This window comes from Microvirga pakistanensis (assembly GCF_004458765.1).
GTDB classification, from domain to species: Bacteria; Pseudomonadota; Alphaproteobacteria; order Rhizobiales; family Beijerinckiaceae; genus Microvirga; species Microvirga pakistanensis.
Map to the genome: position 1 here is coordinate 1 of NZ_SPJX01000333.1, position 21,346 is coordinate 21,346.

A 21,346-nucleotide genomic window follows, 5' to 3' on the forward strand; every position below is an offset into this window, starting at 1 on the left:
CTGCAGCTCCTTGCCGGTCAGACCGAAGTTCAGATAGCGCTCAAGATAAAGCGCCGTCATGCCGGGATTGTCCGGGTTGTCAAACCAGAGCCGGGAGCGAAGCTGATCGGGAGAGCGGCGATGGGGCCTGTCAGCCATTCTTGGATCCTCTCAGATGTGTCAGGCGCTGCGGCCATATGTGGTGCAGAGCCGATTCCGCGTCCAATGAATGCAGCGGAATCTGCCTGCGTTTTTCGAATCTTTCGGCAAGCACTCGAAAGCGAAATGGCTCGCAACGCAAGGCGACTTTGGATTAATCATACAAATCAATGCGTGAAACATTACTACGGGCGGCTGTGCCGGGGTTCACCTCGACCCCGGTTCCGGACCACATTCCTGGAATATGGTCTCCAATCAAGCACCTGGGCTTGGCGGCAGGTCAGCCCAGGGCGCTCGCCGTCTCGTCGATCTGGGTCCGGGTCGCCGGATCCAGATCAAGGGCCTCGGCTAGCTGGTGAAGGAATTCACGCTCCTGAATCGTGTCGGGATCGATCGCGATGCGGGCAGCCGCATACACCTGTGCGGCCTTCTCGGGGTCGTTGACGTTGGCGGCCAGCTCCTCCACGTCCGCGGGCGACGCCATCTCCCGCTCCAGCCAGCGACTGGCCTGGGGATCGATGCCGGCCTCGACAAGCCCTTTGACGATGCGAGCGCGCTCGGCCTCGTCGATCCTGCCGTCGGATGCCGCGGCGGCGACCATGGTTCTCAGGAAGAGCAGGGCGTCGTCCTCGGTCTGCGAAACGGGATGGAAGCGCGACGTCTCGGGAAGGCTGAGCGCTGCTTGGGCCACGGCCCCGCCATCGGCCCTGTCGCCCTCGCCCGGGGCATGACCTTCAGGCTGAGCAGCGACCACGCTGCCTTGCTGCTTCTGATATGCCCGGTAGGCCAGCCCCCCGATGACCGCCAGACCACCGAGCTTCACGAGATTGCCCGTGAGCTTGCCCTTCTTGCGCCGCCCGAACAGGAGACCAGCCAGGCCGATGAGGGCCGCCTGAGCCACGCCCGGATGCTGAGCCGCCAGATCCTTCGCCTTTTGCAGGAGTTGATCGGGCGATTGACCGGTAAGCTGCGTCAGGCTTCTCTCCGGCGGTTTCTGCCCTGCGTCCCGGATGACGGAGGAGCCCTGGCGTCCCTGATCCGGCTCGGCGCGGCCGATCGCCCCGACGAACGCGTCCAACAGCTTTCTGTAGTCGACCATGGGCTCCTCCTGCCGGTTCAATGCCAAAGCAAGAACACAACGGAGGTCTCGGAGAATGGTTCAGGTTTCTCGGCGCAAGGGGGCTGCGTCGGCGGCAAGACGCCCGATCTCGGCGAGGTCTCCGTTCTTCATCGCCGCGGCGGGCGTCACCCACGTGCCGCCCACACAGGCAACGTTCGGGAGAGAGAGATAAGAGGCTGCGCTCGTGCGGTCGATGCCGCCGGTGGGGCAGAACACGAGATCCGGGAGAGGCCCATGGATCGATTTCAGCCAAGCCGGGCCGCCGGATGCCGCGGCCGGGAAGAATTTCAGAGCCCGGAAGCCCATTTCGGCCAGAGTCATGGCCTCCGACACGGTGGCGCAGCCGGGCATGGCAGGGATCTCCGCCTCGCGCAGGTGCTCCGCCAGCTTCAGCGAGGTTCCCGGAGTGACGATGAACTTGGCTCCTGCATCGACAACTTCTTCGATCTGAGTTCTCGACAGCACGGTGCCGGCCGCAACGACCGCTTCGGGAACGGCCTTCGCAATGGCGCTGATCGCATCCAGTGCGGCCGGCGTCCTGAGTGTCACCTCGATGACGGGCAGTCCAGCGCGAACCAGGGTATGGGCCAGGTCGATGCTGATCCGCGCATCGTCGATGGTGACCACCGGAATGACGGGCGCGAGACGCAGATAATCCCGAAGAACATTCGCCTCAGATGCCATGCCGCTGCCCTCTCTGTTCCGCGCCGACGGATCGAGGGCGGTTTTAGACCCTGGCAACATGTCTGCCAAGGTGCCGTCCACGAAATGCCGGAGCGTTCTGAGGCGCTTTCTGAGGCGCTTTCGCTTGGGCGCCGAAAGCGCCAAGCTCGGTTTACCGGTCCCCGAGGCCGCCCAACCCAACCTTAATGCCGAAACTAGAATATAAAGTTACACGTCGATCGTTGGCTGCTCGCGTGAGCCGACAAGCCCGATCACCTGCGCCCTGCGCAGGATAGCAGGGCCCTAAAACAGGACCATAGACCCTGCCACTCTTGAGGAAGGATGCCCTACTCCGAAATTCCATTCTTTAAAGATATTAAGAAGAATGGGGCGCTTTCCATGCTGAACTAGGTACCAACTCCGAACCCGTTGAAAACGTTAGTCGGAGCCAAAATGCCGGCCGATCAGCTTTTACAGGCGAAGCACACCATCACTACCAGCGATCTGCTGGCGCGTTTCGAGGGGCGGCAAGCGAGGGTCGGCATCGTCGGCATGGGCTATGTGGGCCTGCCGCTCGCACTCGTTGCCGCGAAGGCCGGATTCAGCGTCCTCGGCTTCGACATCAATGCCTCCTACGTGGAGCGGATCAACCAGGGCGAGAGCTACATCAAGCACATTCCCCCGCAGGCTGTTGCAGCCGCCATTGCCGAGAAACGCCTGGAGGCCACAGATGATTTCAGCCGCTTGGCGGAGCCGGACGCCATTCTGATCTGCGTTCCGACGCCGCTCACCAAGCACCGGGAGCCGGACCTGTCCTATGTGGAGAACACCGCTCGCGCCATCGCGCCGCGCCTTCGCAAGGGGCAGCTCATCGTTCTCGAATCCACGACCTATCCGGGCACCACGGACGAAGTGCTTAAGCCGATCTTCGAGGCGACAGGGCTGAGGAGCGGACGGGACTTCTTCCTGGCTTTCTCGCCGGAGCGGGAGGATCCCGGCAACCCGGATTTCGGCACCTCGTCGATCCCGAAGGTCGTGGGAGGCGACGGCCCCGAGGCGCTGGCGCTGGCGGATGCGCTCTACAGCCAGCTCGTGGTCAAGACCGTGCCGGTCTCCTCGACGGCGACGGCCGAGGCCGTGAAGCTGACGGAAAACATCTTCCGGGCGGTCAACATCGCCCTCGCGAACGAGCTGAAGGTGGTCTATGCCGCCATGGGCATCGACGTGTGGGAGGTCATCGACGCCGCCAAGACCAAGCCCTTCGGCTTCATGCCATTCTATCCCGGGCCCGGTCTCGGCGGGCACTGCATTCCGGTTGATCCGTTCTATCTCACCTGGAAGGCCAGGGAATACGACATCACGACCCGCTTCATCGAGCTCGCCGGCCAGGTGAACGCCCATATGCCCTCCTACGTGGTGGAGAGGCTGGCCGAGGCGGTGGACCGAAGCGGGCGGCCGTTCAGCAGATCGCGGGTTCTGATCCTGGGCGTGGCGTACAAGAAGAACGTGGACGACATTCGCGAAAGCCCGTCCCTCAAGCTCATTGAGCTGATCGAGACCCGGGGGGCACAGGTGGATTACCACGATCCCTACATTCCGGAGCTGCCACTGACACGCAAGCACAGTCCCCTTGTGGGACGCCGCTCCATCGACCTGTCCCCAAGCACCTTAAGCGCTTACGACGCCATCGTGATCGCAACCGATCACGACCAGGTCGACTACCGCCTCGTGGTCGAGCACGCGCGGCTCATCATCGATACACGCAATGTCTTCGCGAAATCAGGCATCACCAGCGATCGCGTGATCAAGGCCTGAAGAGCCCCCGGGCCGCAGCAATTCGTGGAACCGGAGAATCCCCTTTCTTTGCAGGGCATCGAGTAGGAGCAGCCATCGTATGAATGCATATCAGGCGCGGTGCGATCATCTTCTGAGATCTCCCAAAACGTGGCTCGTGACCGGCGTTGCCGGCTTCATCGGCAGCAATCTCTTGGAGAGGCTCCTGAATTTAGGGCAGTACGTCGTCGGCCTGGATAACTTCGCAACGGGTCATCGGCGCAATCTGGACGAAGTGCATGCTTCAGTTTCGCCAGAAGCCTGGAGCCGGTTTCATTTCATCGAGGGCGATATTCGGGACCTGCAAACTTGCCAAATCGCCATGCAGGCAGGTGGCGTAAGGGGCCCTCGCGATGAGGCCAATCCGACAATCGATTATGTTCTGCATCAGGCCGCGATAGGCAGCGTTCCGAGATCAATCAAGGACCCTCTCTTTACGAATGCGAACAACATCGACGGCTTTCTCAACATGCTCGTTGCGGCACGAGACGCCAAGGTCAAGCGATTCGTGTACGCCGCCAGCAGTTCAACCTATGGCGATCATCCTGGTCTTCCAAAAGTTGAGGATACCATAGGCAAGCCCTTATCTCCCTATGCCATCACGAAATACGTCAACGAGCTTTATGCCGATGTCTTCGCGAAGACGTATGGGACGAGTTATGTCGGCCTCAGATATTTCAACGTGTTCGGAAAGCGGCAAGACCCCGAAGGGGCCTACGCGGCCGTCATCCCAAAGTGGGTCGCGGCGATGATCGGCAGGGATGACGTGTTCATCAATGGTGACGGCACAACCAGCCGCGACTTCTGTTTCGTGGAGAATGCCGTGCAGGCCAATATCCTCGCTGCGACGACGGATGCGGAGGATGCCGTCAACCAGGTCTACAATGTCGCCGTCGGCGATAGAACGACATTGAACGAGCTGTATGGGCTGATTCGGGAGCTTCTCGAAATTCGACAGGTGCGGGTCAAGCAAGAAAAGCCCTTCTACCGGGAATTCAGGACAGGCGACGTCCTCCACTCCCAGGCCGATATCAGTAAGGCCCGCCGGCTCCTTGGATATGCCCCTCAGTTCAATGTACGCCAAGGCCTCGACAGCGCCCTAGACTGGTATGTGACCTTCGTCCGCCAGCAACCCTCCAGCACGTGAGCTGGAGGGTTCTCAGACATCAAACAAAGGCGTAGGGCATGCTGCCGCATCCAGGCACCTGTGTGCCATGATCACCGTCTCCGCTGACCTGTCATGTGGAAGACAGATCACTGGAGCTTGGAAAACCCGCGACCGGGATGATCAACTTGCCGCAGCAGAGAGACCGGGCGGCTTGCCGTCTCCGATCGATCGGCTCCTCATGTGCTCGGTGCCGCCGTCCCGATCACGCACGACAGCCAAAACAGGAAGGCCAGTGGCCTCGGAAGCCTCGTCCGCGTGCCGAATGCGCTGATCGAGCCTTTCAGCCGCGAAAGCGAGGCCGAGGCCGAGAAGGCCGCCGGCCATGATGCCGGAGAGGAAATACATGACGCGGGAGCGGCTCGCGGTTGCGGGGTCCCGCGGAGGATCGACGATCCGGATCAGCTCCGGAGCCTTGAGAATACCGACGCTTCGCACGGCATTGCTGCTCGAGAAGCGCTTCTGGTAGCTCTCGTAGCTCTCCCGTGCGGAGGCGATCTCCTTGTCCAGGCCGGCCAGCCGCTCCTGGAGATCGCGGAAGCGGGTCAGGCGTTGATTCAGGGCATTCGCATCCGCCCCGAGGTTTTGTGCTTCCGCAGAGAGTTTCTGGCGAAGGGACAACAGCGACTTGAGAGCTGCAAGATTCCGAGTGCGCTCGTCCACGGACTGGTCTGAGCGGGCGGGCAGAGCCGCGATGTCCTGCTCCAGTTGCTTGTCGTTCGGGTTGCCGAGCAGCTCGCGCAGGCGGGTGATCTCCGTGTCAACACGAGCGAGTGTGTCTCCTTTGCCGCGACGGTTCATTTCAAGGGTGGCAAGCTCCCGTGCGGCATCGTCGGTGCCGTTGGGAAGAAGGGTGGCGAGCTCGCGCTGAGCATCGTCCCGTGAGCGCGTCAGTGCATCCAGTTCCTGGCGGCGGGCGTTCACCATGAGCTGTGCGGCCGTCGCGCCGCCCTGCTCCGGAACGAGAGCCTCCAGGAAGCTGGCCATCACCGCCTCTAGGGTCCTGCCGAGACCCTCGGGTTTCGCGCCCGCCAGCTTCACTTCGATGAAGTCGCCTCCGATGAGATCGAGGGACAGCGCTTGGCGCAATTCGCCGATTCTGGCCTCGCGCTCCGCAGGCGGAAGATGATCGATCTTTTCACCGAGAGCCCTGGCCAGAACACTCTCGCTCATGAAGAGCGCCCGCAATCCTTCGAAACGCTCCTGGACACGGTAGATCATCCCGGCTTGATCTCCCTCGCGCGAGAACGGATTTTCACGTCCGGCTTCCTGCAGCTGCATGAGCGAACGCGCGATATACGCCTTGGGCAGGATGTACGCGGCCGCGATGCTGACGGGGAGCATCAGAAGGATAGGTAGCACGATCAGCAGGCGCCGGCGCCACGCCCCCTGCACGAGGTCACGGATGACCCGCGTCACGCGCTTAGGGGAATCCGTGGTAGCGGACGGCCCAGCAAGCGCCGCCACCCTCCCGTCCGACCTTCCACCTTGGACCTTTGTCACATAGTGCATCCAGTCATCCTCTATATGAAACCATGTTGGAAGGCGCGCCTTCCGGGATACCGCGCCTCAATTGGGTATTGTCGTCGACGTAGCGGCCAATTGCGGCAGCGAGAGCGATCATGACGTAGATCGGCCAAGTGAACCCCTGCGACAGGAAGAGCCCTGCGGTGCAATACCCCGCGATGGCGGCGACAAGGCCATACGCGACCGGCTGGACGGGAGAGCGGGCTTCTGCGGCGCTCAAGAGGCGGTGCGCCCGCAAGCTGCTGCGGAACGCGCGGGCCACCATCAGCACGAACAGGGTCAGGCCAGGAATTCCGGTTTCGGCGAGAACCTGCAGCCACGTGTTGTGAGTGGTCATGTACTGACCGGTCTGGAGATAATTGAACCACGAAAAGTTCGCGAGGCCGACCCCGGTCAAGGGGCGCACGGCGGCGGCTTTCAACGCGGTGATCCAGAACTCCAGTCGACCTGCGGCTGAAGCGTCGAGGCCTTGGGGCGAAGCGACCTTCGACATGCGCTCGGAGATCCCCATGGCGAGGTAGAGAGCCGTTGCTCCGGCGAGGCAGATGATGACGAGAACCGTTCGCGAGCGCACGAAACGCAGCCCGTAGACGGCGAAGACGGTGAGCACTCCGAGCACCGCTCCCCGGCTTTGCGTGTAAACGATGGCGACGAGCACCGCCGGCACGCAGACGGCGCCGATGAACCTGTTCGTCCAGCCGGTTCCGCCGGTCAATAGAGCGATCGACAAGCTCAGTGTCGTCAGAAGCAGGAAGGCAAGGTCGTTCGGATCGGACAGGATCGACTTTATTCTCAGACCGACGGTGACGCGGGTCCCCTCGACAAGATCGATGCCGTTGAGTTTGTTGCTGATCGCAACGGCAGCGACGAGGAGGCCGCTGACAGCGATGACGCGCGCGATGAGATGGAAGTCGTCCTCCGTTCGGGGAAGCCACGCCAAAGCCAGCGTCATCAGGCCGATCTTGACGAAGACATCGTTCCAGTAAGCGAAGGAGAGACCTGGGCTCACGGCGAAGACGCTGCCGATGGTGACGAGACTGAAAAAGGCTATGAAGAGCCGGATCTCGGCAGGCCATGCGATCCTGATGCGGCCCGTGAGGGCATTGCAGAACAGGGCGATGGCCGTAAGGACTGCCAAGCCTAGCAGCGGCTGCAGCGGCATCAGCCACGGATAGGCTTCGTGCAGACGCATCAGCGAAAACGCCACGAACCCGATGCAGACCAGGAGAGGCCGATGAATGGCGATCAGCAGAGCCACACATCCTCCGGCAACGGCCAGAGGCGCAACCGGCGATGAGGTCACAAGCCATGGCAGGGACGCTGCCGCGCACGCCAAGAAGGCGGCGGTCACCTGCCAATGACGGACGACAACCGACATTCCTACCTCATAGCAGGCGGCAACAGGCTTGACATGTTGCCGGTCAATTCAAAGTAGAACCGCATAAACGTACCCGCTCATAGGCTGGATAGATTCCTGATGGCATATAAGGGAAACGGCTTCCGCGCCAAGATCGTAACGATTATTGGCCTTATGCGTCGGCCCACATCACCAATAAGAGGTAGACGCAGCATCAAGATCGCAATCGTGGCCGTTGCGACGCTCCTGTGCGCGGGGATCGGACCGTCGGCGGCCGAAACCAAGGCCCCAATCAGCTCCCAAGGATGCGCACGGAATGGAGCGGCTCCACGGCCAGCCCAGGAGGCGCGGGAGCTCATCCTTCGCCTTGTAGGCCCTGCACTTCCAGTCCAGGAGGCTGCCTCGCTGGGCCCGGCATTCGAGCAATATGAGAGGGAGTTTCAAGCCTTTGCAGAGCGCCACTGGCGGTCTGACGGAGCCGGCTGGGAAGCTGCGAACTATTATGACAGGGCAAAAATCTTCTATGTCTGGTGGGCGCGGACGGGAAATGATGCTTTCCTGAAGCGCGCCAACGAGATCGCCGTCGACTACCGGCGCAACTACATCGAGGCAAACGGCTTTCGTCCGAGCGCCCACTGGTCGCAGATGGCGGGTCTTGCCCTGCATTGCCTGGTGACGGGCGACATCTTGAGTGGCGAGGCGGTGGGTCGCGTCGCCGACTTGTTCTCCCTTCCGGACAACATAGCAGAACTTGCAGACCTCGCTGGCGAGATGGACAACCGTATCCAGGCCCGCACCCTCGAAGCCCTCCTGCTCGCCTGGCAGATCGGCGCTCCAAGCCTCGGCATTCCGGACAAGCAGCCGGACGGATCGGATTGGGGAATTCCCGGCGGCAATGATTGGGCGCGCCTGCTTCGGCTGGCGTTGGAGCGTATCCTCTCCAGCCAGTCACCGGAAGGAGCCTACCGCTTCAAGCAGATCCAATGCGGCTACAACCTGCCCTTCATGGTGGGAATTTTGAATGATGCCCTGATTCAATACCATGACCAGTTCGAAGCGTCCCCCCGCATCCTCGCGGCCGTGAAGCAGGCCTTGGATTATCTCTGGGACAAGAACTGGGACCCGAAGGCTCAGGCTTTCGTCTATCTCGAAGGATCCTGCTTGGACAACGAAGACAACAGCACGGATCCGGCGCCAGACCTGAACAACCTCATCGTGAGCGGCTTCGGCTGGGTCTATCGACAGACCGGCGACAAGACCTACCGGGACAGGGGTGACGCGGTGCTTGCGGGAGCCGTCAAGGGAGCATGGCTCGAGGGCAGCAAGCAGTTCAACCAGGCCTATACCACATCCTATAAATATGCGGCCTTCCGCAAGCAGGGCGAAGGAAAACGCTAGCGCATCGTTCATGAGGGCCGCAGGTTCGAGTGCCCTTTTGGCCCGCGATCTCAATCGACGGAACCGGCCTCCGTCGACTTGGGCTTGGCTGCAGAAAACTTCATGTCCGTGCGAAGGTTTCTCGGAACAACCCGGTTGAGCAGGGTCTGATCGAGGACGCGGCAAGCCCGACGGATGACCGTCACGGCAGGGGTCACCCCCGGAACACTCCCCTGCATGTAGCGGATTGCCGTGAAGAAGGACTGGTCGAGCACTGTCTCCAGAAAACCTTCGGGCACCAAGCGCACGTTCTCGTAGCCTGCCGTCATCCGCATGACGTCGCCGACCGAAAAGGTATGGACGTCGATGTTGTCGTGCTCCCACTGAATCCCGGGCCGCCCGCTGACGCGCTTGTAAACCCTGTTTGCGGCGACAAGCGGCAGTTTGAGCGTCTCGATGATGGCGAGACCCCATCTGGAGGGCTCCCCGATGAAGATGCAGGAACCACCCGGCTTCAAAACCCGTCTGACCTCGGCCATGAAGCTCACGGGATCGGGCAGATGATGAAGCACGGCGCAGCCGACGACGAGATCGATCGTTCCATCCTCGAAGGGCAAGCGCACCATGTCGGTCTGAACGGTTTCGATGCTGCAGCCGACGTTACGCGCATTCTCCTGCGCCTGCGCGAGCATGCCCGTGCTGATATCGGCCGCGATAATGCGATCGAACCGTCCGCTCATGGCGAGCTTGACCGCGACGTTGCCGGTCCCGGCGCCCACATCGACAACTGTGCCGCCGCTGGGGAGCGGACGGCCCAGCACGCGTTCGAGTTCCGCGATCATCTGCTGGGTGGTGAAGGCATCGTTGATGATACCCATCCGGTTGTCATAGACCTCGGCCTCGACCTCGTCGTGGAACCGGCGGTTCTGCTCAAGGACTCGGTTGAAGTCGACGCTCTGGCGCATGATCCGCAAACCTCATACGTTTTCGTCCCAGGAAACTCAGTCAGTGAATTGCCCAGCGCTCCTAAGCGCGGTCAATCCAGGAGCTCGCTTGCTCTCGCTCTTCGTCCGATCCGCTTTGCGAGCCAGGGCGCGAAGAAGAGCAGCTTTCGTACGCTGCGGGCGATCTCCTCCCCGGGCGAGGTGTAGCCGCCCTGCGTCATCAGGATGCCGAAAGGCCTGGCCCCTGTCGTACGGGCCATATCGACGGCGCTCCTGAGCCTCTCCTTGGTAAGCCCCCCTCTTCGGCAGACCAGAACAAGAGCATCACAGGCGGCTGCCACGGCAAGCGGATTGACTGTGTCGTCCGGCCTGTCGAACAGAGGCGCGAGATCCAAGACGATATAGTCGTAGGACGACAGATCGCTTTCGAGCACGTTCCTGAACCACTCCGCATTGTCGAAGAAGAACCGCACATCCGCGCCGGTCTGGACGACAAGTCGAGCAAAGTCGGCCCGTGTTCGGGTGGTCTTGAGCTTCGCTTCTTCCTGACCAGGGATCCAGGCCATACCGCCGGTTGGATCCTGCGGCGTCCTGGAGATGTCGACCAAAAGCGTCGGCTGTCCCGACCTTGCCAGAACGCTCGCGGCAAGAGCCGCGAAGGCGCTGGTGCCGGACCCAGGCTCGGGGGCCGCAAAAGCGATCGTGCGCACTTCGGCCCTCCTCAGCGCGAGGATGGCCTGTTCTGCGGCTCGCATGTAGGCATCGTCCATGTTCTCTCCTGACGAAGGGCCGCGCCCTTTATCATCCTCCGCTTCTGAGATCCTGGGATACGACCAGCACATCCCCAGGCTTCAACAAAGTCGATTGGGCGGCCCTCTCCGTCGTCTCACCCGTCCCCTCGCGGCGGACCACCGCATAAACGATTTCGGTTCTATCGCCGCGCTGCGCGTCGAGGGAGGCGCCCGCGATGGCGTTGTATGACTGACGGGCGGAAGCCGCCTCGTCGGCCAGCTGGGCAACCTCTTTCTGCAGGCGGTCGATCTCAGCCTCTACGGAGGCCCTGCGCTCTTCCGTGAGCGCGACCGTGTCCCGCTGCAGGGCAGCGACCGTCGCCTGAACGCGGGCGGTCGAGACCGCCACATTCGCGGTCTTCTCCTCCAGTTCGGACACTTTCAGATCCTCCTCAAAGGCGCGCTGGGCAATCACGATCCCCTTCTGCTGCAACTCGCCGAGGCGCGCGCGTGAATCACGCCGCATCTTGAGCTGCTCGGAAACGCGCTGGCTCTGCTCGCGCAGGCCATCGAGTTCCTGGGCCGCGAGCTCCATGCCGCGTTTGAGTGATGCCAGCTGGTTCGTGAGCGATTTCTGCCGACTGAGCAGCAGGGTTTTCTGGGCTGCAATCAACCCCTCCGCTTCCTGCTGACCCGCGATGGCGACGAGAGCCGGCGGGATTTGGATCTCGGTTGAATCCTGGCGCTCAGCCTGCAGGCGGGCGAGAGCCGCAAGCGCCCGCTTCCGATCCTCCGTGGCGCGGCGGTACCGGGCCATCTCTGCCTCGCCGGCAGCCGGCCCTCCGATATTCGGACCCGTCGGGCGAAACAGCCCACCCGACAAGGCGACCGCCTGCAGAACTGTCATGCCTGGATGCCAGGGAACCGCCCCGGACCGTGTCACGAGACCCGTTACGAACACGGGCCTGTAGGCGGCGACCTCAACCGTGACGGAATTGGACCGCCCGGTCATCTGCTCCAAGCGTCTGGAGAGGGCTTCCTCGAGTTGCGCCGTTGAGAATCCGCCCACCGACATGCGGCCCAGGATTGGAACCGAGATCGTGCCGTCCTCGCCGATCCGGTAGTCCCCGGTCATTTCCTGACTGCCGGGAAATCTCAGGGTGAGTTTTTCGGCATTGGCGAGATCGCTGCCGCGTTGTTCCGGAGCCGGATCGGGCCCAGGCGCGGATTGCGCGAATGCCGGGCCGGAGAGGCACGCCAAAAGTGCGAGAAGAGGCAGGCTGCGCATGCGGTCACTCATGGTATGTAGCGTCAAAGGCTATCATCGTCAGGGACAGTAATTTAGGTCTCACCGTTCAAGCCTTGGCCTTGGCTGCAGCGGAGAGCTTCCACGCATGCCCCCGCAGGCCGCCAAGCAGAATCAAGGCTCCGATGAATCCTGCCACATGCCCTTGGAGGAAATAGGCAGCCCACCGAGCTTGGCGAGGCAACGTACGAGGTACTCCGAAATAACCCGCGAGTGCCGTCAGCCCAACGAAAACCTCTGATGCAAGAGCATAGAGGTAAATCCCTCCTTCCTGCACGGCGAGAAACGGAAGAGAAGCGGCGTTGATCAACAAAAGGAAAGGGATGAAGGCGCGCAGGGCTTTGCCGGAGAGAAAGACGAACGCGACCCCAGGGCGCATCGGATTGGCAAGACCGCCGACACGCAGCACCTGCTGGAGATTGCCCGCGCCAATCCTGATGCGGCGGCGGAAGTCCTGGCGGGCCGTGCTGGTCTCAAGTTCCGTTGCGACGATCTGCGGATCGTAGACCGCATCGTATCCGCGCTGCACGATCCTCATCGGCAGGATGAAGTCGTCGTTGATCGTATCCTGCTCCAAAGGCTCCCAAAGCTCCCGCCGAAAGAGATAGAAGGCTCCGTGTGCGCCCATCGGCGCACCGACCGCGCCTTCCGCGGCCTTCACGCGGGTCTGATAATCCCAATAGGCTCGCTCCCCTTCGCTTCCCGGGCGAATGAGCGCGTAAGTCGGGCAGACCACACCGACGGACGGGAGACCGAAATGGCGAACCGCTCGGATGAGGGCATCCGGATCGAGGAGCGAAGACGTGTCGCTGAGCGCAACGATGCCGGACGCCACCCTGGCGATCTGATCGTTCAGTACGGCGACCTTGCCGATGTTGGACGGGTACTCGACGATCTGCAGGTTCAAACCGTCGATCTCTCCCAGGAGCCCTCGCGCAATCGCAGCCGTTCCGTCGGTGCAGCCATCCAGCGCCAGCACGACACTCAGCCTGCCGCGCGGATAATCGAGCATCGCGAGATTGCGGATCTTGGCGGCGATCACGGCCTCTTCGTTGTGGGCCGGGATAATGATCGTGACCTCTGGCGGGACGGCGAGCTCGGGATCAGAGCGAACAGATCGGCGACTGAGCCGCGCTGCGATGGCACGGAGCGCAATCGGATACCCAAGATGGTGATACAGGATCAGAACAGCGGATATCCAGAAGACCACGTCGATCATTGCTTGCCCTATAGCAGACAAGCGACATAGGCCCGGCTGGCGCGGGGACAAGATACTCGCAATCGCCAGCATCGACCCTGCGACAAGTCCAAGCCCAAGACATTATAATCTGTGACATGTTGAACAGCCATGGTCTGTAACCTTGGGCGAGGCACGCTGGCATCCGCTCGCCGTGTGTCCATGCAGACAAGGTCGGATGCGGGCAGCGACTACACCGGAGACATTCCGTCAAACATGATTGCAGACGAAACACCCGCAGGCGCTCCGTCCCGGTTTCGCGGACCCCGGCCGACGCCATGCTGTGATGGTCTCATCGCCACCGTAACGGAGATTCGGCCCCGCAGGCTCGGTTCGAGTGCCGTCGCTCACGACCGAGGGGATCAGCGAATTGCTTGTCGCGGTGCATGCACCGGTGACGCGATTAAGGAGAAGCTGGACGATGCAATTTGAGACTGCTCCAACGATTGCCCCGCGCGGGCCGAGCGCTCCCCGCCTGCGCGTCGCCGCCGTCATGGACACCTGGATCGTCTCGGGGCCCGGACGTCAGATCTGCGCGCTCTCCAAGGCTCTCGAAGCACAGGGGGTAGAGCTTCGCGTCTTCATGTTCCAGCGCTCGGGCCGCCCCCCATCACCCTTCATCGCCTATCTCGAACGCGCCGGCGTTCCCTATGAGGTCATTCCCGACAGCGGCCCCTTGGACGTTGCTCTTCCCGGCCGCCTCCGCCAAGCCTTGGCAGCATGGAAACCGGACATCGTGCAGACCCACGGTTATCGCATGACCACGCTCGCTTTCCTGCTGCGGCTCGCGGGCCTTAAGGTTCCATGGGTCGCATTCTTCCACGGATCCACGGACGAAAACTGGAAGGTCCAGTTCTACAACGTGATCGACAGAGCGCTGCTGCGGCGGGCGGACCGGCTCGTCGTTCTCTCCGAAGAGAACCGCAACGCGTTCAGGGACGTCGCGGAGCGGGTCAGGCTGATCCACAACGCCTCCTTTCCGATCCCACCGGACGGAGAGCCCGTCCGGCTCGGCCATCTCCGCCAGGGCGGCCAGCCTCTCATCGCGGCGGTATCCCGGCTCAGCCCCGAGAAAGGGCTCGACCTCCTGATCGAGGCCGTCGCTCGCCTGGCGGCGGCCGGACGGCCTATCTCGTTGGTGGTGGCCGGCGATGGCCAGGAGCGTGATGCGCTCGAACGGCAGGCGGCGGCTCTCGGGGTTCAGGACCGTGTTCACTTCCTTGGACTGGTCCAGAACGTGGCATCGCTCTATTCGGAGGTCGATGTGGTCGTCCTGCCGTCGCGGCCGAGCCGCGAGGGGCTACCGAACGTGCTCCTCGAAGCGATGCGGGCAGACGTCCCGGTGGTCGCCACCGCGGCAGGGTCGGTGCCGGACGTGCTGGCCGTTCCCGGATCCGGTGAGCTCGTTCAACCAGGGGAGGTCGACGCGCTGGTCCAGGGCATCGAGGCGGCTCTCACCCGCGGGCGAGAGCCGGAGGCTGTGGCCGCCCGAGCGGAGGCGATCAAGCGCTTCTCGGTGGAGCGTCGCGTGGCAGCCCATTTGGCGCTGTATGCTGAAATGCGGCCCGACCTGCTCGCCCCGGTGCCTTGCGGCGCAGCAGCACCGGCGGCGGCGCCATGAGAGCAGGCGCCGCCATCGCGGTGGAGATGATTCTTCCCTCGCTCGAGACCGGCGGGATGGAAACGATGACGGCGGCCCTGGCCGAAGCCCTGGCCGCGCGGGGGCATCGGGTCGGCATCACCTGCCTGGAGAAGGAGGGGGAGCTTGCAGAAGGGCTGCGGCGCAAGGGGATCCCGGTGACGCTCGTCCCCTGTCCCGGAACGTCTCCCCTCGTTCGCCCCCATCCGGCCTTGCGGGCCCACTTCGCCGCGCGGGCGCCCGATGTGGTCCATGCCCACAACGGCGTCTGGGCCAAGGCCGCCTTGGCCGCGCGGGCGGCAGGGGTGCCGGCGGTCGTGCATACGGCTCACGGGTTCTCCATCGACGAGCCCTGGTTCGGGGACGTGCTGCGCTGGTGGGCCGGGCTGCGCACCGATCTTATCGTGGCCGTGTCGGCCTCCCTGCGCGACCATCTCGTCCACACGGCGAGGATTCCCGCCTCGCGCGTGGTCACGGTGATCAACGGCATCGACACGGTCCGCTTCGCCCCGACCCGCAGGAGCGGGATCCTGCGGAAGGCGCTCGGCATCGGGCCGGAAACCCCCCTCATCGGCTGCGTGGCCCGGCTCGACCCCATCAAGAACCACGCCCTTCTCCTTGAGGCGACGGCGCTCCTGGTTCCTCATATCCCGGATATTCACCTGGTCCTGGTGGGGGACGGGCCGCTCAGCGCCTCTCTGCGCGAGCAAGCGGAAACCCTGGGCCTCGGCGGAAGGCTCCTGCTCGCCGGCACGCTCGCCGACACGGCGCCGGCCTATCGAGACCTCGACGTCTTCGTCCTCCCGTCCGTGTCCGAGGGAACGTCGATCAGCATCCTCGAGGCGATGGCGAGCGGGGTTCCCGTGGTGGCGACGGCTGTGGGCGGGACCCCCCGGCTGCTCGACGGCGGAGCCTGCGGGACGCTCGTGCCGTCCGGGGACCCTGCGGCCATGGCGGAGGCCATCCGGAGGCTCCTGATCGATCCGGCGGGTCGGGCCCGGATGGCGCGATGCGCGCGAGAGCGGGTTCTGAAGGAGTTCGGGCACGCCGCCATGGTGCGCGCCTATGAGCAACTATACAGGCAGGCTGTTGGACAACACGCCAGCCTCATTCGAAGAGAGGCCTGAGCATGTGCGGCATCGCGGGAGGAATCGCCCTCACCGAGGGCGGGCGGCCGGATCCGGAGACGGTGAGAAGGATGTCCGGCCTCCTCGCCCATCGCGGACCCGACGGCGAAGGATTGTGGATATCGCCCTCGGGCCGGGCGTGTTTCGCCCATCGTCGTCTGTCCGTCATCGACCTCGCCGGAGGCGGTCAGCCCATGGTCGACAGCTCCGGCACATGCGGCATCGTCTTCAACGGCGAGATCTACAATTACCTGGAGCTTCGCGACGCTCTCACGCGCGAGGGGGAAACGTTCCGCACGTCCTCCGACACCGAGGTTCTTCTGCGCCTCGTCGCCCGTGAGGGCGAAGGATGCGTGGAGGCCCTGAGAGGCATGTTCGCGTTCGTCGCCTGGGACGACGAAAGAGGCGTCCTCATCGCCGCGAGGGACCGCATCGGCAAGAAGCCTCTGTTCTTCGTGGTGGAGGACGATTGCCTGTACTTCGCCTCGTCCATGGGGGCCCTGCGCGAGGGCGTCGGCGGATCCTACCCCATCGACGAGGACGCGATCGATCAGTACCTCACCTTGGGCTATATCCCGGCGCCGCGCACGATCTATCGCGGCATCCGCAAGCTGCCCGCCTCGACCCTCATGATCTCGCAGGAGGGATCGCTCGCGTTTCGGCGATATTGGGACCTGGCCAGGGAAACCGAACCGTTCGAGGGCTCCTATGACGAGGCCATGAACCGTCTCGAGAGCCTGCTGGAGACCGCGGTGAAGATCCGCCTGCGCAGCGACGTGCCGCTCGGCGTCCTGCTCAGCGGCGGCATCGATTCCAGCCTGGTGACGGCGCTCGCCATGCGGCACAGCCAGGAGCCGGTGGACACGTTCTCCATCGGATTCGGGGAAAGCGGCTTCGACGAGAGCGCCCAGGCTGCCAAGGTCGCGCGCCATCTCGGCGCGTGCCACCATGTGCTGCGCCTCGAAAGCAATCTGATCGATCTGATCCCGAAGGCCATAGCCCATTTCGGCGAACCCTACGCGGATGCGTCCGCGCTGCCGACCTGGGTCCTTTCCGCCCTCGCCCGCAGGCACGTGACCGTCGCATTGGGCGGGGACGGCGGAGACGAGGGCTTTGCCGGATATGAATGGTACAGGACGGCGGCGCGGCTCGGAGCCCTTGCGGACAAGGTCCCGGCCGGGATCGTCCGCGTGGCCTCAGGCGCGGCATCCACCGCCTCGGGCCTGTTCGGCTCCTCTCATCGCCTCGGACGTCTCGCGCGGGGCCTCGGCTTCCTGGCGGCTGAGGATTTCGGAGCGCGCTTTGCAGCCCTGCGGTGCTGGTTCGGCGCACGGGACGCGGCTTTCCTCTATCGCAAGGACTTCCGGCGCCGGGGCGCGGAAGACCTGATCAGCAGGGCGTTTGAACGAGCATCGGGCCCGCCCCTGCGGAGGATGCGCTACGCGGACATGGAGACCTATCTGGCCGACGACCTGATGCCGAAGGTCGATGTGGCCTCCATGGCGCATGGTCTCGAGGTCCGCGCTCCCCTCCTCGACCAGGAGGTCGTCCGGTTTGGACTTTCGCTGCCGGACGCGTACCTGCTCGACGGGCGCGGCGGCAAGCGCATCCTGCGCGACCTGCTGCTGCGGCACCTGCCGCGCGATCTCGTGGAGCGGCCCAAGCGGGGATTCTCGGTGCCGCTGGGGCCGTGGTTTCGCGGCATGCTGCGCCCGCAGATCGAAGCGCTCGCCAGCAGCGAGCGCCTGGGCAGCCTCGGGCTGCTCGACCCGGACGGCATCCGCAGGCTGGTCCACGAGCATATGACGGGAGCCCGCGACCACGGGGAGCGGCTCTACGCCCTGCTGATCCTTGACCGATGGCTGGGCTCGGGCGGCACGGGCGCAGCCTCTGCGGGCACGGCCCTGGAGGCCGCCGAGTGACGATCCGACCGGGAACGAAGATCGCGTCCCGGCCGCAGGGCGTGTCTACGTGATCCGCAGGCGGCGGATGAGGTTCCGCGCGGGGTTGAAGGCTTCCCGACCCAGGACGATGAAAGCGCCGGCAGGCAGGTAGAGCGCCGCGTAGAGAGCCCCATAGCCTATCAGGGAGACCCATCCGCGCGGCGGCCACTCATAGGCCGTCAGGGAGACCGCAAGCACCGCCGCGATCCAGACGGCGGCGGTCGGAGCTACCGCATCCCGCAGATAGGCGAGTGGCCTCACGTTCAGCAATCTGCAGGCGAGCAGCCAGGGGAAAAAACCGCGCAGAACTGTCGCCGAGACCGCAATGGCGCAACAGACACCCAGAATTCCGAAGGGCCTCACCATCACGGCCGCAAGACAGAGGGTGCAGAGGCCCTCCATGATGGCAAACCGCGCCAGCGTCCGATGCCTGCCCATGGCGGTCAGGATGCTGTAGGTCACCCCTTGGGCCATGGGAAAGGCCTCGCCGACCAGGAGCACCACGAGAGGCAGGAACGAAGCGTCCTGCCGGCCTCCCTGCCAGACGGAGATGAATGAGGCGCCCAGGCTCAGGAAGCCGCCTACGAAGAACAGCGTCAGAGCCATGGCGGCGCGTCCCCCGCCGATGAAAAGGGTCCTCTGCTCATCGCCCTGGCGACCGAAGAACAGGACCGCGGCCCGGGGCGCCGCGATCTGGGTGAGGGAGAGCAGCACGGTGGAGCAGTACGTGGTGAGCTGTCTTGCGATGGTGAAGGTCGCGACCGCCCGGTTGCCGAGGCTGTACCCGATGAGCGTCGGGCCGATCTGCTGGGTGAGGGACCGTGCGACCGTGAGCGCGGAGAACCAGATGCCGACTGGGTAGATCTCCTTGAGGGCAGCGCGGCTCAGGACGCCTGGAATGGGCCTGAGGCGGGGCTCGACCCACCAGGCGCACGCAGCCGTCAGAAGGACGATCGTCACGTTCGCTGCAAGGCCGATGCTCGCCAGATGCGCCAGGGGCGAACCTTGATGGATCAGCAGGATGATCAGGGCGAGGCGCAGCGCGATGACCGGCATCTCGATCAGGTTGGTGAGATCGAAACGTTCATGACTCCAAAGAACCACGTCGAAGATCGACGTGGGGAAGTATAGCGCGGCCCAGATGCCCGCGATCATCAACGCAGTCTGCACATCGGCGAGCTGATGGTCGGGCACCTGGAACAGAAGCGGAAAGATCCGCGATATGCCGAAAGCGGCGATCAACGTGACGACCCCCGCTCCGATGAGCAGCGTGAGAGCCGTCGACAGGGTCCTGTTGAACCCCTCGATGTCGTCGGCGCCCCTGCACCCGGCAAGGAGCCTGCCGAGAGCGCCGACGACACCAAGATCAAGGATCATGAGGTAGGCCGTCATCGTCGAGATCAACGCCCAGATCCCGAAGTTCTCAGGCCCCAGAACCTTGAGCAGATAGGCGACGGTGAACAGACCCTCGAGGGCGCGGAGGACGGCAGTGGTGGCTGTCGTCCCCACGTTCAAAATGGCTCTATGACGCGTAACGCTCATGATCCTCCCTTGCGCCATCGTGATTTTCAGAAGCCGCAGGTGCGGCCGTCACGATCAGCGAACCATCTTGGGGTCACGTAGAACCGAGACGGTGAGCGCAAGGATCCAGAGATCGAGCACGGGCCCTTGATTGAGAAGATAGAAGAGATCGTATTCCAGCTTGTGTCGGGTGTCGTGGAGCGTCTCCGCGTAGCCGTAGCGGACTTGCGCCCAGCCGGTGAGCCCCGGCCGCACGAGGTGCCTCAGGTCGTAGCAGGGAAGGTTGGTGCGGTAATTTTCCACCAGCGGAACCTGCTCAGGCCTGGGTCCGATCAGGGTCATATCGCCGCAAAGAATATTCCAGAACTGCGGCAGCTCATCCAGATGAGTCGTCCTTAAGAACTGCCCGAGAGGGGTAATCCTGCAGTCGTTGATTGCTGTCGCGACGCCAACCTTGTCCGGCGCGGACGTCATGGTTCTTAGCTTCCAGATCCGGAAAACGCGTCCTCTGTATCCGATCCGCTCCTGAACGTAGAAAACCGGGCCTCCCATGCAGTAAAGGATCGCCAACGCGGCGATAGCGATGACGAGGAGAACCGCAGGCCCTGCGAGCAGAACGAACAGGATGTCGAGCGCCCGCTTTGCAGCGCAGTACAGCTTCCGCGAGGCGGTCGCCTCCAAAAGTTGTTCAGCATTCACTTTTGTCAGGCATACCCTCTCCGGGGTAGTGTATACATTTTTAATACTTTCGGAGAACTTCGTTATCACAGACTGTACCTCAAAGTTTCAGCACACCCCGTCTCTCGTCCGGCGTTATGATTTGATTTTCTATTCTGGTTGTTCTGGTTGTTTTTTTCGCCGTCCGACTTCGGTTTCCCCGCGTGAGCGCACTCCGTGGAGGCGCATCCCTTATCCCGTTAGCCGGTCTTGAGTGCTATGGATTACAGGGTGCGAACACTGCAAAATCAATGGGAATAAAGAGACGCTGACGCTTTCGGACAGCCAGGGAACTTTTGCCGGGCGTTCAGAAGGTGGGTCTGCGGCAATATGTCAGGGAAGCTCTCCTGCCCCCTTGGGAACAAGGCCAAAAGATAAGACAGAAGCAGCCCAGTTACCCTTCCGTTTACCGTACTTGGTGCAATCTCTGGAGGCTTAGCCTCTTTTTCGCCATACTTGATATATCTAAACCCACCACAAGCTTAGGCTCGAAGATCCGGAGCAAGCGAGTTTTGTTCACCAGAATAAAGCGAGCAATGGTTCCAAAGTTTTTACGCTAGTTGTTTTATTCCAAATCAATCGACTCTGATTGATCTTATTGCGTTAATAGTTTTCACGTAGACGTAACCCTTTTTTAAACAGGCTCACGTCTAATCACCTATGATTTATTCATATTGGCCGACAAGTGCGCCACTCAATTCTCGTTGGAAAGGAGCTGTCGACACAAGTAATCCGAGCTTGAGCTGAGGCGCGGCGCGCCTTATGCAACATTAAAAATCTTAAAAACCAAAACACCAAAGTATTGGGGCAAATCCTATGGCTACATCTTCGATTTCGCTTGCATCTCTTCTTGCGCCCAAAATTGCCGTCGGCACCGTGTCGGCGATGGGCGGTGTGTACAGCACTTACGAATCCAATTTCGTGAAATACGCTGCCCAGCACTGGAGCCTGGAAGGCTCTGCCTGGGACGAAGCCAATTACTACGACCGCGCCGAGATCTT

Annotated in this window: 17 protein-coding genes; 7 read left to right on the forward strand and 10 right to left on the reverse strand. The window is 62.8% G+C overall.

What is annotated here, in order from left to right; genetic code table 11:
* Positions 1 to 418 precede the first annotated feature (418 nt).
* Positions 419 to 1,237: a tellurite resistance TerB family protein gene (locus tag E4K09_RS17990; protein WP_134499170.1), complete on the reverse strand. Its 819-nt coding sequence runs from the start codon at positions 1,235 to 1,237 to the stop codon at positions 419 to 421.
* Between the two features lie 60 nt (positions 1,238 to 1,297).
* On the reverse strand, positions 1,298 to 1,942 hold the full coding sequence (eda, locus tag E4K09_RS17995) for a bifunctional 4-hydroxy-2-oxoglutarate aldolase/2-dehydro-3-deoxy-phosphogluconate aldolase (RefSeq protein WP_134499171.1): 645 nt from the start codon (positions 1,940 to 1,942) through the stop codon (positions 1,298 to 1,300).
* Positions 1,943 to 2,374: 432 nt separating this feature from the next.
* Here eda and E4K09_RS18000 point away from each other — a divergent pair, with 432 nt between their 5' ends.
* Together E4K09_RS18000 and E4K09_RS18005 are read left to right on the forward strand one after the other, a co-directional pair.
* Complete coding sequence (locus E4K09_RS18000) at positions 2,375 to 3,736, forward strand: nucleotide sugar dehydrogenase (protein ID WP_134499172.1); 1,362 nt, start codon at positions 2,375 to 2,377, stop codon at positions 3,734 to 3,736.
* 79 nt (positions 3,737 to 3,815) lie between these two features.
* Positions 3,816 to 4,901 (forward strand): NAD-dependent epimerase/dehydratase family protein, encoded by a 1,086-nt coding sequence (locus E4K09_RS18005; protein WP_134499173.1) that lies wholly within the window; start codon positions 3,816 to 3,818, stop codon positions 4,899 to 4,901.
* Between the two features lie 141 nt (positions 4,902 to 5,042).
* On the opposite strand, the gene E4K09_RS18010 is transcribed toward E4K09_RS18005, so the two are convergent.
* Positions 5,043 to 6,431, reverse strand: coding sequence for a GumC domain-containing protein (locus E4K09_RS18010; RefSeq protein WP_134499174.1), 1,389 nt, complete (start codon positions 6,429 to 6,431; stop codon positions 5,043 to 5,045).
* Positions 6,432 to 6,435: 4 nt separating this feature from the next.
* Positions 6,436 to 7,824, reverse strand: a complete 1,389-nt coding sequence (locus E4K09_RS18015; protein WP_134499175.1) for an O-antigen ligase family protein — start codon at positions 7,822 to 7,824, stop codon at positions 6,436 to 6,438.
* A 207-nt stretch (positions 7,825 to 8,031) separates the two neighbouring features.
* On the opposite strand from E4K09_RS18015, the gene E4K09_RS18020 reads away from it, so the two are divergent.
* On the forward strand, positions 8,032 to 9,201 hold the full coding sequence (locus E4K09_RS18020) for a hypothetical protein (protein WP_134499176.1): 1,170 nt from the start codon (positions 8,032 to 8,034) through the stop codon (positions 9,199 to 9,201).
* A 50-nt stretch (positions 9,202 to 9,251) separates the two neighbouring features.
* Here E4K09_RS18020 and E4K09_RS18025 read toward each other — a convergent pair whose 3' ends face one another.
* The 4 genes from E4K09_RS18025 to E4K09_RS18040 form a co-directional block, all read right to left on the reverse strand.
* Entirely contained in the window at positions 9,252 to 10,145 is an 894-nt protein-coding gene (locus E4K09_RS18025; protein ID WP_134499177.1) for a class I SAM-dependent methyltransferase, read from the reverse strand.
* Between the two features lie 71 nt (positions 10,146 to 10,216).
* Positions 10,217 to 10,894 (reverse strand): tyrosine-protein kinase family protein, encoded by a 678-nt coding sequence (locus E4K09_RS18030; protein ID WP_134499178.1) that lies wholly within the window; start codon positions 10,892 to 10,894, stop codon positions 10,217 to 10,219.
* Positions 10,895 to 10,925: 31 nt separating this feature from the next.
* Positions 10,926 to 12,143, reverse strand: a complete 1,218-nt coding sequence (locus tag E4K09_RS18035; protein ID WP_166802385.1) for a polysaccharide biosynthesis/export family protein — start codon at positions 12,141 to 12,143, stop codon at positions 10,926 to 10,928.
* Positions 12,144 to 12,210: 67 nt separating this feature from the next.
* Positions 12,211 to 13,380: a glycosyltransferase family 2 protein gene (locus E4K09_RS18040; protein ID WP_166802386.1), complete on the reverse strand. Its 1,170-nt coding sequence runs from the start codon at positions 13,378 to 13,380 to the stop codon at positions 12,211 to 12,213.
* Positions 13,381 to 13,819: 439 nt separating this feature from the next.
* On the opposite strand from E4K09_RS18040, the gene E4K09_RS18045 reads away from it, so the two are divergent.
* Genes E4K09_RS18045 through asnB form a run of 3 tightly spaced genes read left to right on the forward strand, consistent with a single transcriptional unit; the run spans position 13,820 to position 18,086 of the window.
* Positions 13,820 to 15,019 (forward strand): glycosyltransferase, encoded by a 1,200-nt coding sequence (locus E4K09_RS18045; RefSeq protein WP_134499181.1) that lies wholly within the window; start codon positions 13,820 to 13,822, stop codon positions 15,017 to 15,019.
* Positions 15,016 to 16,164 (forward strand): glycosyltransferase, encoded by a 1,149-nt coding sequence (locus tag E4K09_RS18050; RefSeq protein ID WP_134499182.1) that lies wholly within the window; start codon positions 15,016 to 15,018, stop codon positions 16,162 to 16,164. Before E4K09_RS18045 ends, E4K09_RS18050 begins: the two co-directional genes overlap by 4 nt.
* Before the next feature lie 2 nt (positions 16,165 to 16,166).
* Positions 16,167 to 18,086, forward strand: coding sequence for an asparagine synthase (glutamine-hydrolyzing) (gene asnB / locus E4K09_RS18055; protein ID WP_134499183.1), 1,920 nt, complete (start codon positions 16,167 to 16,169; stop codon positions 18,084 to 18,086).
* A gap of 45 nt (positions 18,087 to 18,131) precedes the next feature.
* Here the strand turns inward: asnB and E4K09_RS18060 are convergent, their stop codons facing one another.
* Together E4K09_RS18060 and E4K09_RS18065 are read right to left on the reverse strand one after the other, a co-directional pair.
* Positions 18,132 to 19,649, reverse strand: a complete 1,518-nt coding sequence (locus tag E4K09_RS18060; RefSeq protein ID WP_166802387.1) for a lipopolysaccharide biosynthesis protein — start codon at positions 19,647 to 19,649, stop codon at positions 18,132 to 18,134.
* Between the two features lie 54 nt (positions 19,650 to 19,703).
* Entirely contained in the window at positions 19,704 to 20,327 is a 624-nt protein-coding gene (locus E4K09_RS18065; protein ID WP_166802388.1) for a sugar transferase, read from the reverse strand.
* Positions 20,328 to 21,161: 834 nt separating this feature from the next.
* On the opposite strand from E4K09_RS18065, the gene E4K09_RS18070 reads away from it, so the two are divergent.
* The coding region (locus E4K09_RS18070) for a hypothetical protein (protein ID WP_134499186.1) at positions 21,162 to 21,346 on the forward strand (185 nt) is incomplete at its 3' end.

Excerpts from the sequence above, each read along its gene's own strand:
- E4K09_RS18030 (WP_134499178.1), bottom strand. The coding sequence starts at position 10,894 with ATGGACGATGCCTACATGCGAGCCGCAGAACAGGCCATCCTCGCGCTG.
- E4K09_RS18050 (WP_134499182.1), top strand. The coding sequence starts at position 15,016 with ATGAGAGCAGGCGCCGCCATCGCGGTGGAGATGATTCTTCCCTCGCTC.
- E4K09_RS18010 (WP_134499174.1), bottom strand. The coding sequence starts at position 6,431 with ATGCACTATGTGACAAAGGTCCAAGGTGGAAGGTCGGACGGGAGGGTG.
- E4K09_RS18025 (WP_134499177.1), bottom strand. The coding sequence starts at position 10,145 with ATGCGCCAGAGCGTCGACTTCAACCGAGTCCTTGAGCAGAACCGCCGG.
- E4K09_RS18035 (WP_166802385.1), bottom strand. The coding sequence starts at position 12,143 with ATGCGCAGCCTGCCTCTTCTCGCACTTTTGGCGTGCCTCTCCGGCCCG.
- eda (WP_134499171.1), bottom strand. The coding sequence starts at position 1,942 with ATGGCATCTGAGGCGAATGTTCTTCGGGATTATCTGCGTCTCGCGCCC.
- E4K09_RS18005 (WP_134499173.1), top strand. The coding sequence starts at position 3,816 with ATGAATGCATATCAGGCGCGGTGCGATCATCTTCTGAGATCTCCCAAA.
- E4K09_RS18040 (WP_166802386.1), bottom strand. The coding sequence starts at position 13,380 with ATGATCGACGTGGTCTTCTGGATATCCGCTGTTCTGATCCTGTATCAC.
- E4K09_RS18045 (WP_134499181.1), top strand. The coding sequence starts at position 13,820 with ATGCAATTTGAGACTGCTCCAACGATTGCCCCGCGCGGGCCGAGCGCT.
- E4K09_RS18000 (WP_134499172.1), top strand. The coding sequence starts at position 2,375 with ATGCCGGCCGATCAGCTTTTACAGGCGAAGCACACCATCACTACCAGC.
- E4K09_RS18015 (WP_134499175.1), bottom strand. The coding sequence starts at position 7,824 with ATGTCGGTTGTCGTCCGTCATTGGCAGGTGACCGCCGCCTTCTTGGCG.
- E4K09_RS17990 (WP_134499170.1), bottom strand. The coding sequence starts at position 1,237 with ATGGTCGACTACAGAAAGCTGTTGGACGCGTTCGTCGGGGCGATCGGC.
- E4K09_RS18060 (WP_166802387.1), bottom strand. The coding sequence starts at position 19,649 with ATGAGCGTTACGCGTCATAGAGCCATTTTGAACGTGGGGACGACAGCC.
- asnB (WP_134499183.1), top strand. The coding sequence starts at position 16,167 with ATGTGCGGCATCGCGGGAGGAATCGCCCTCACCGAGGGCGGGCGGCCG.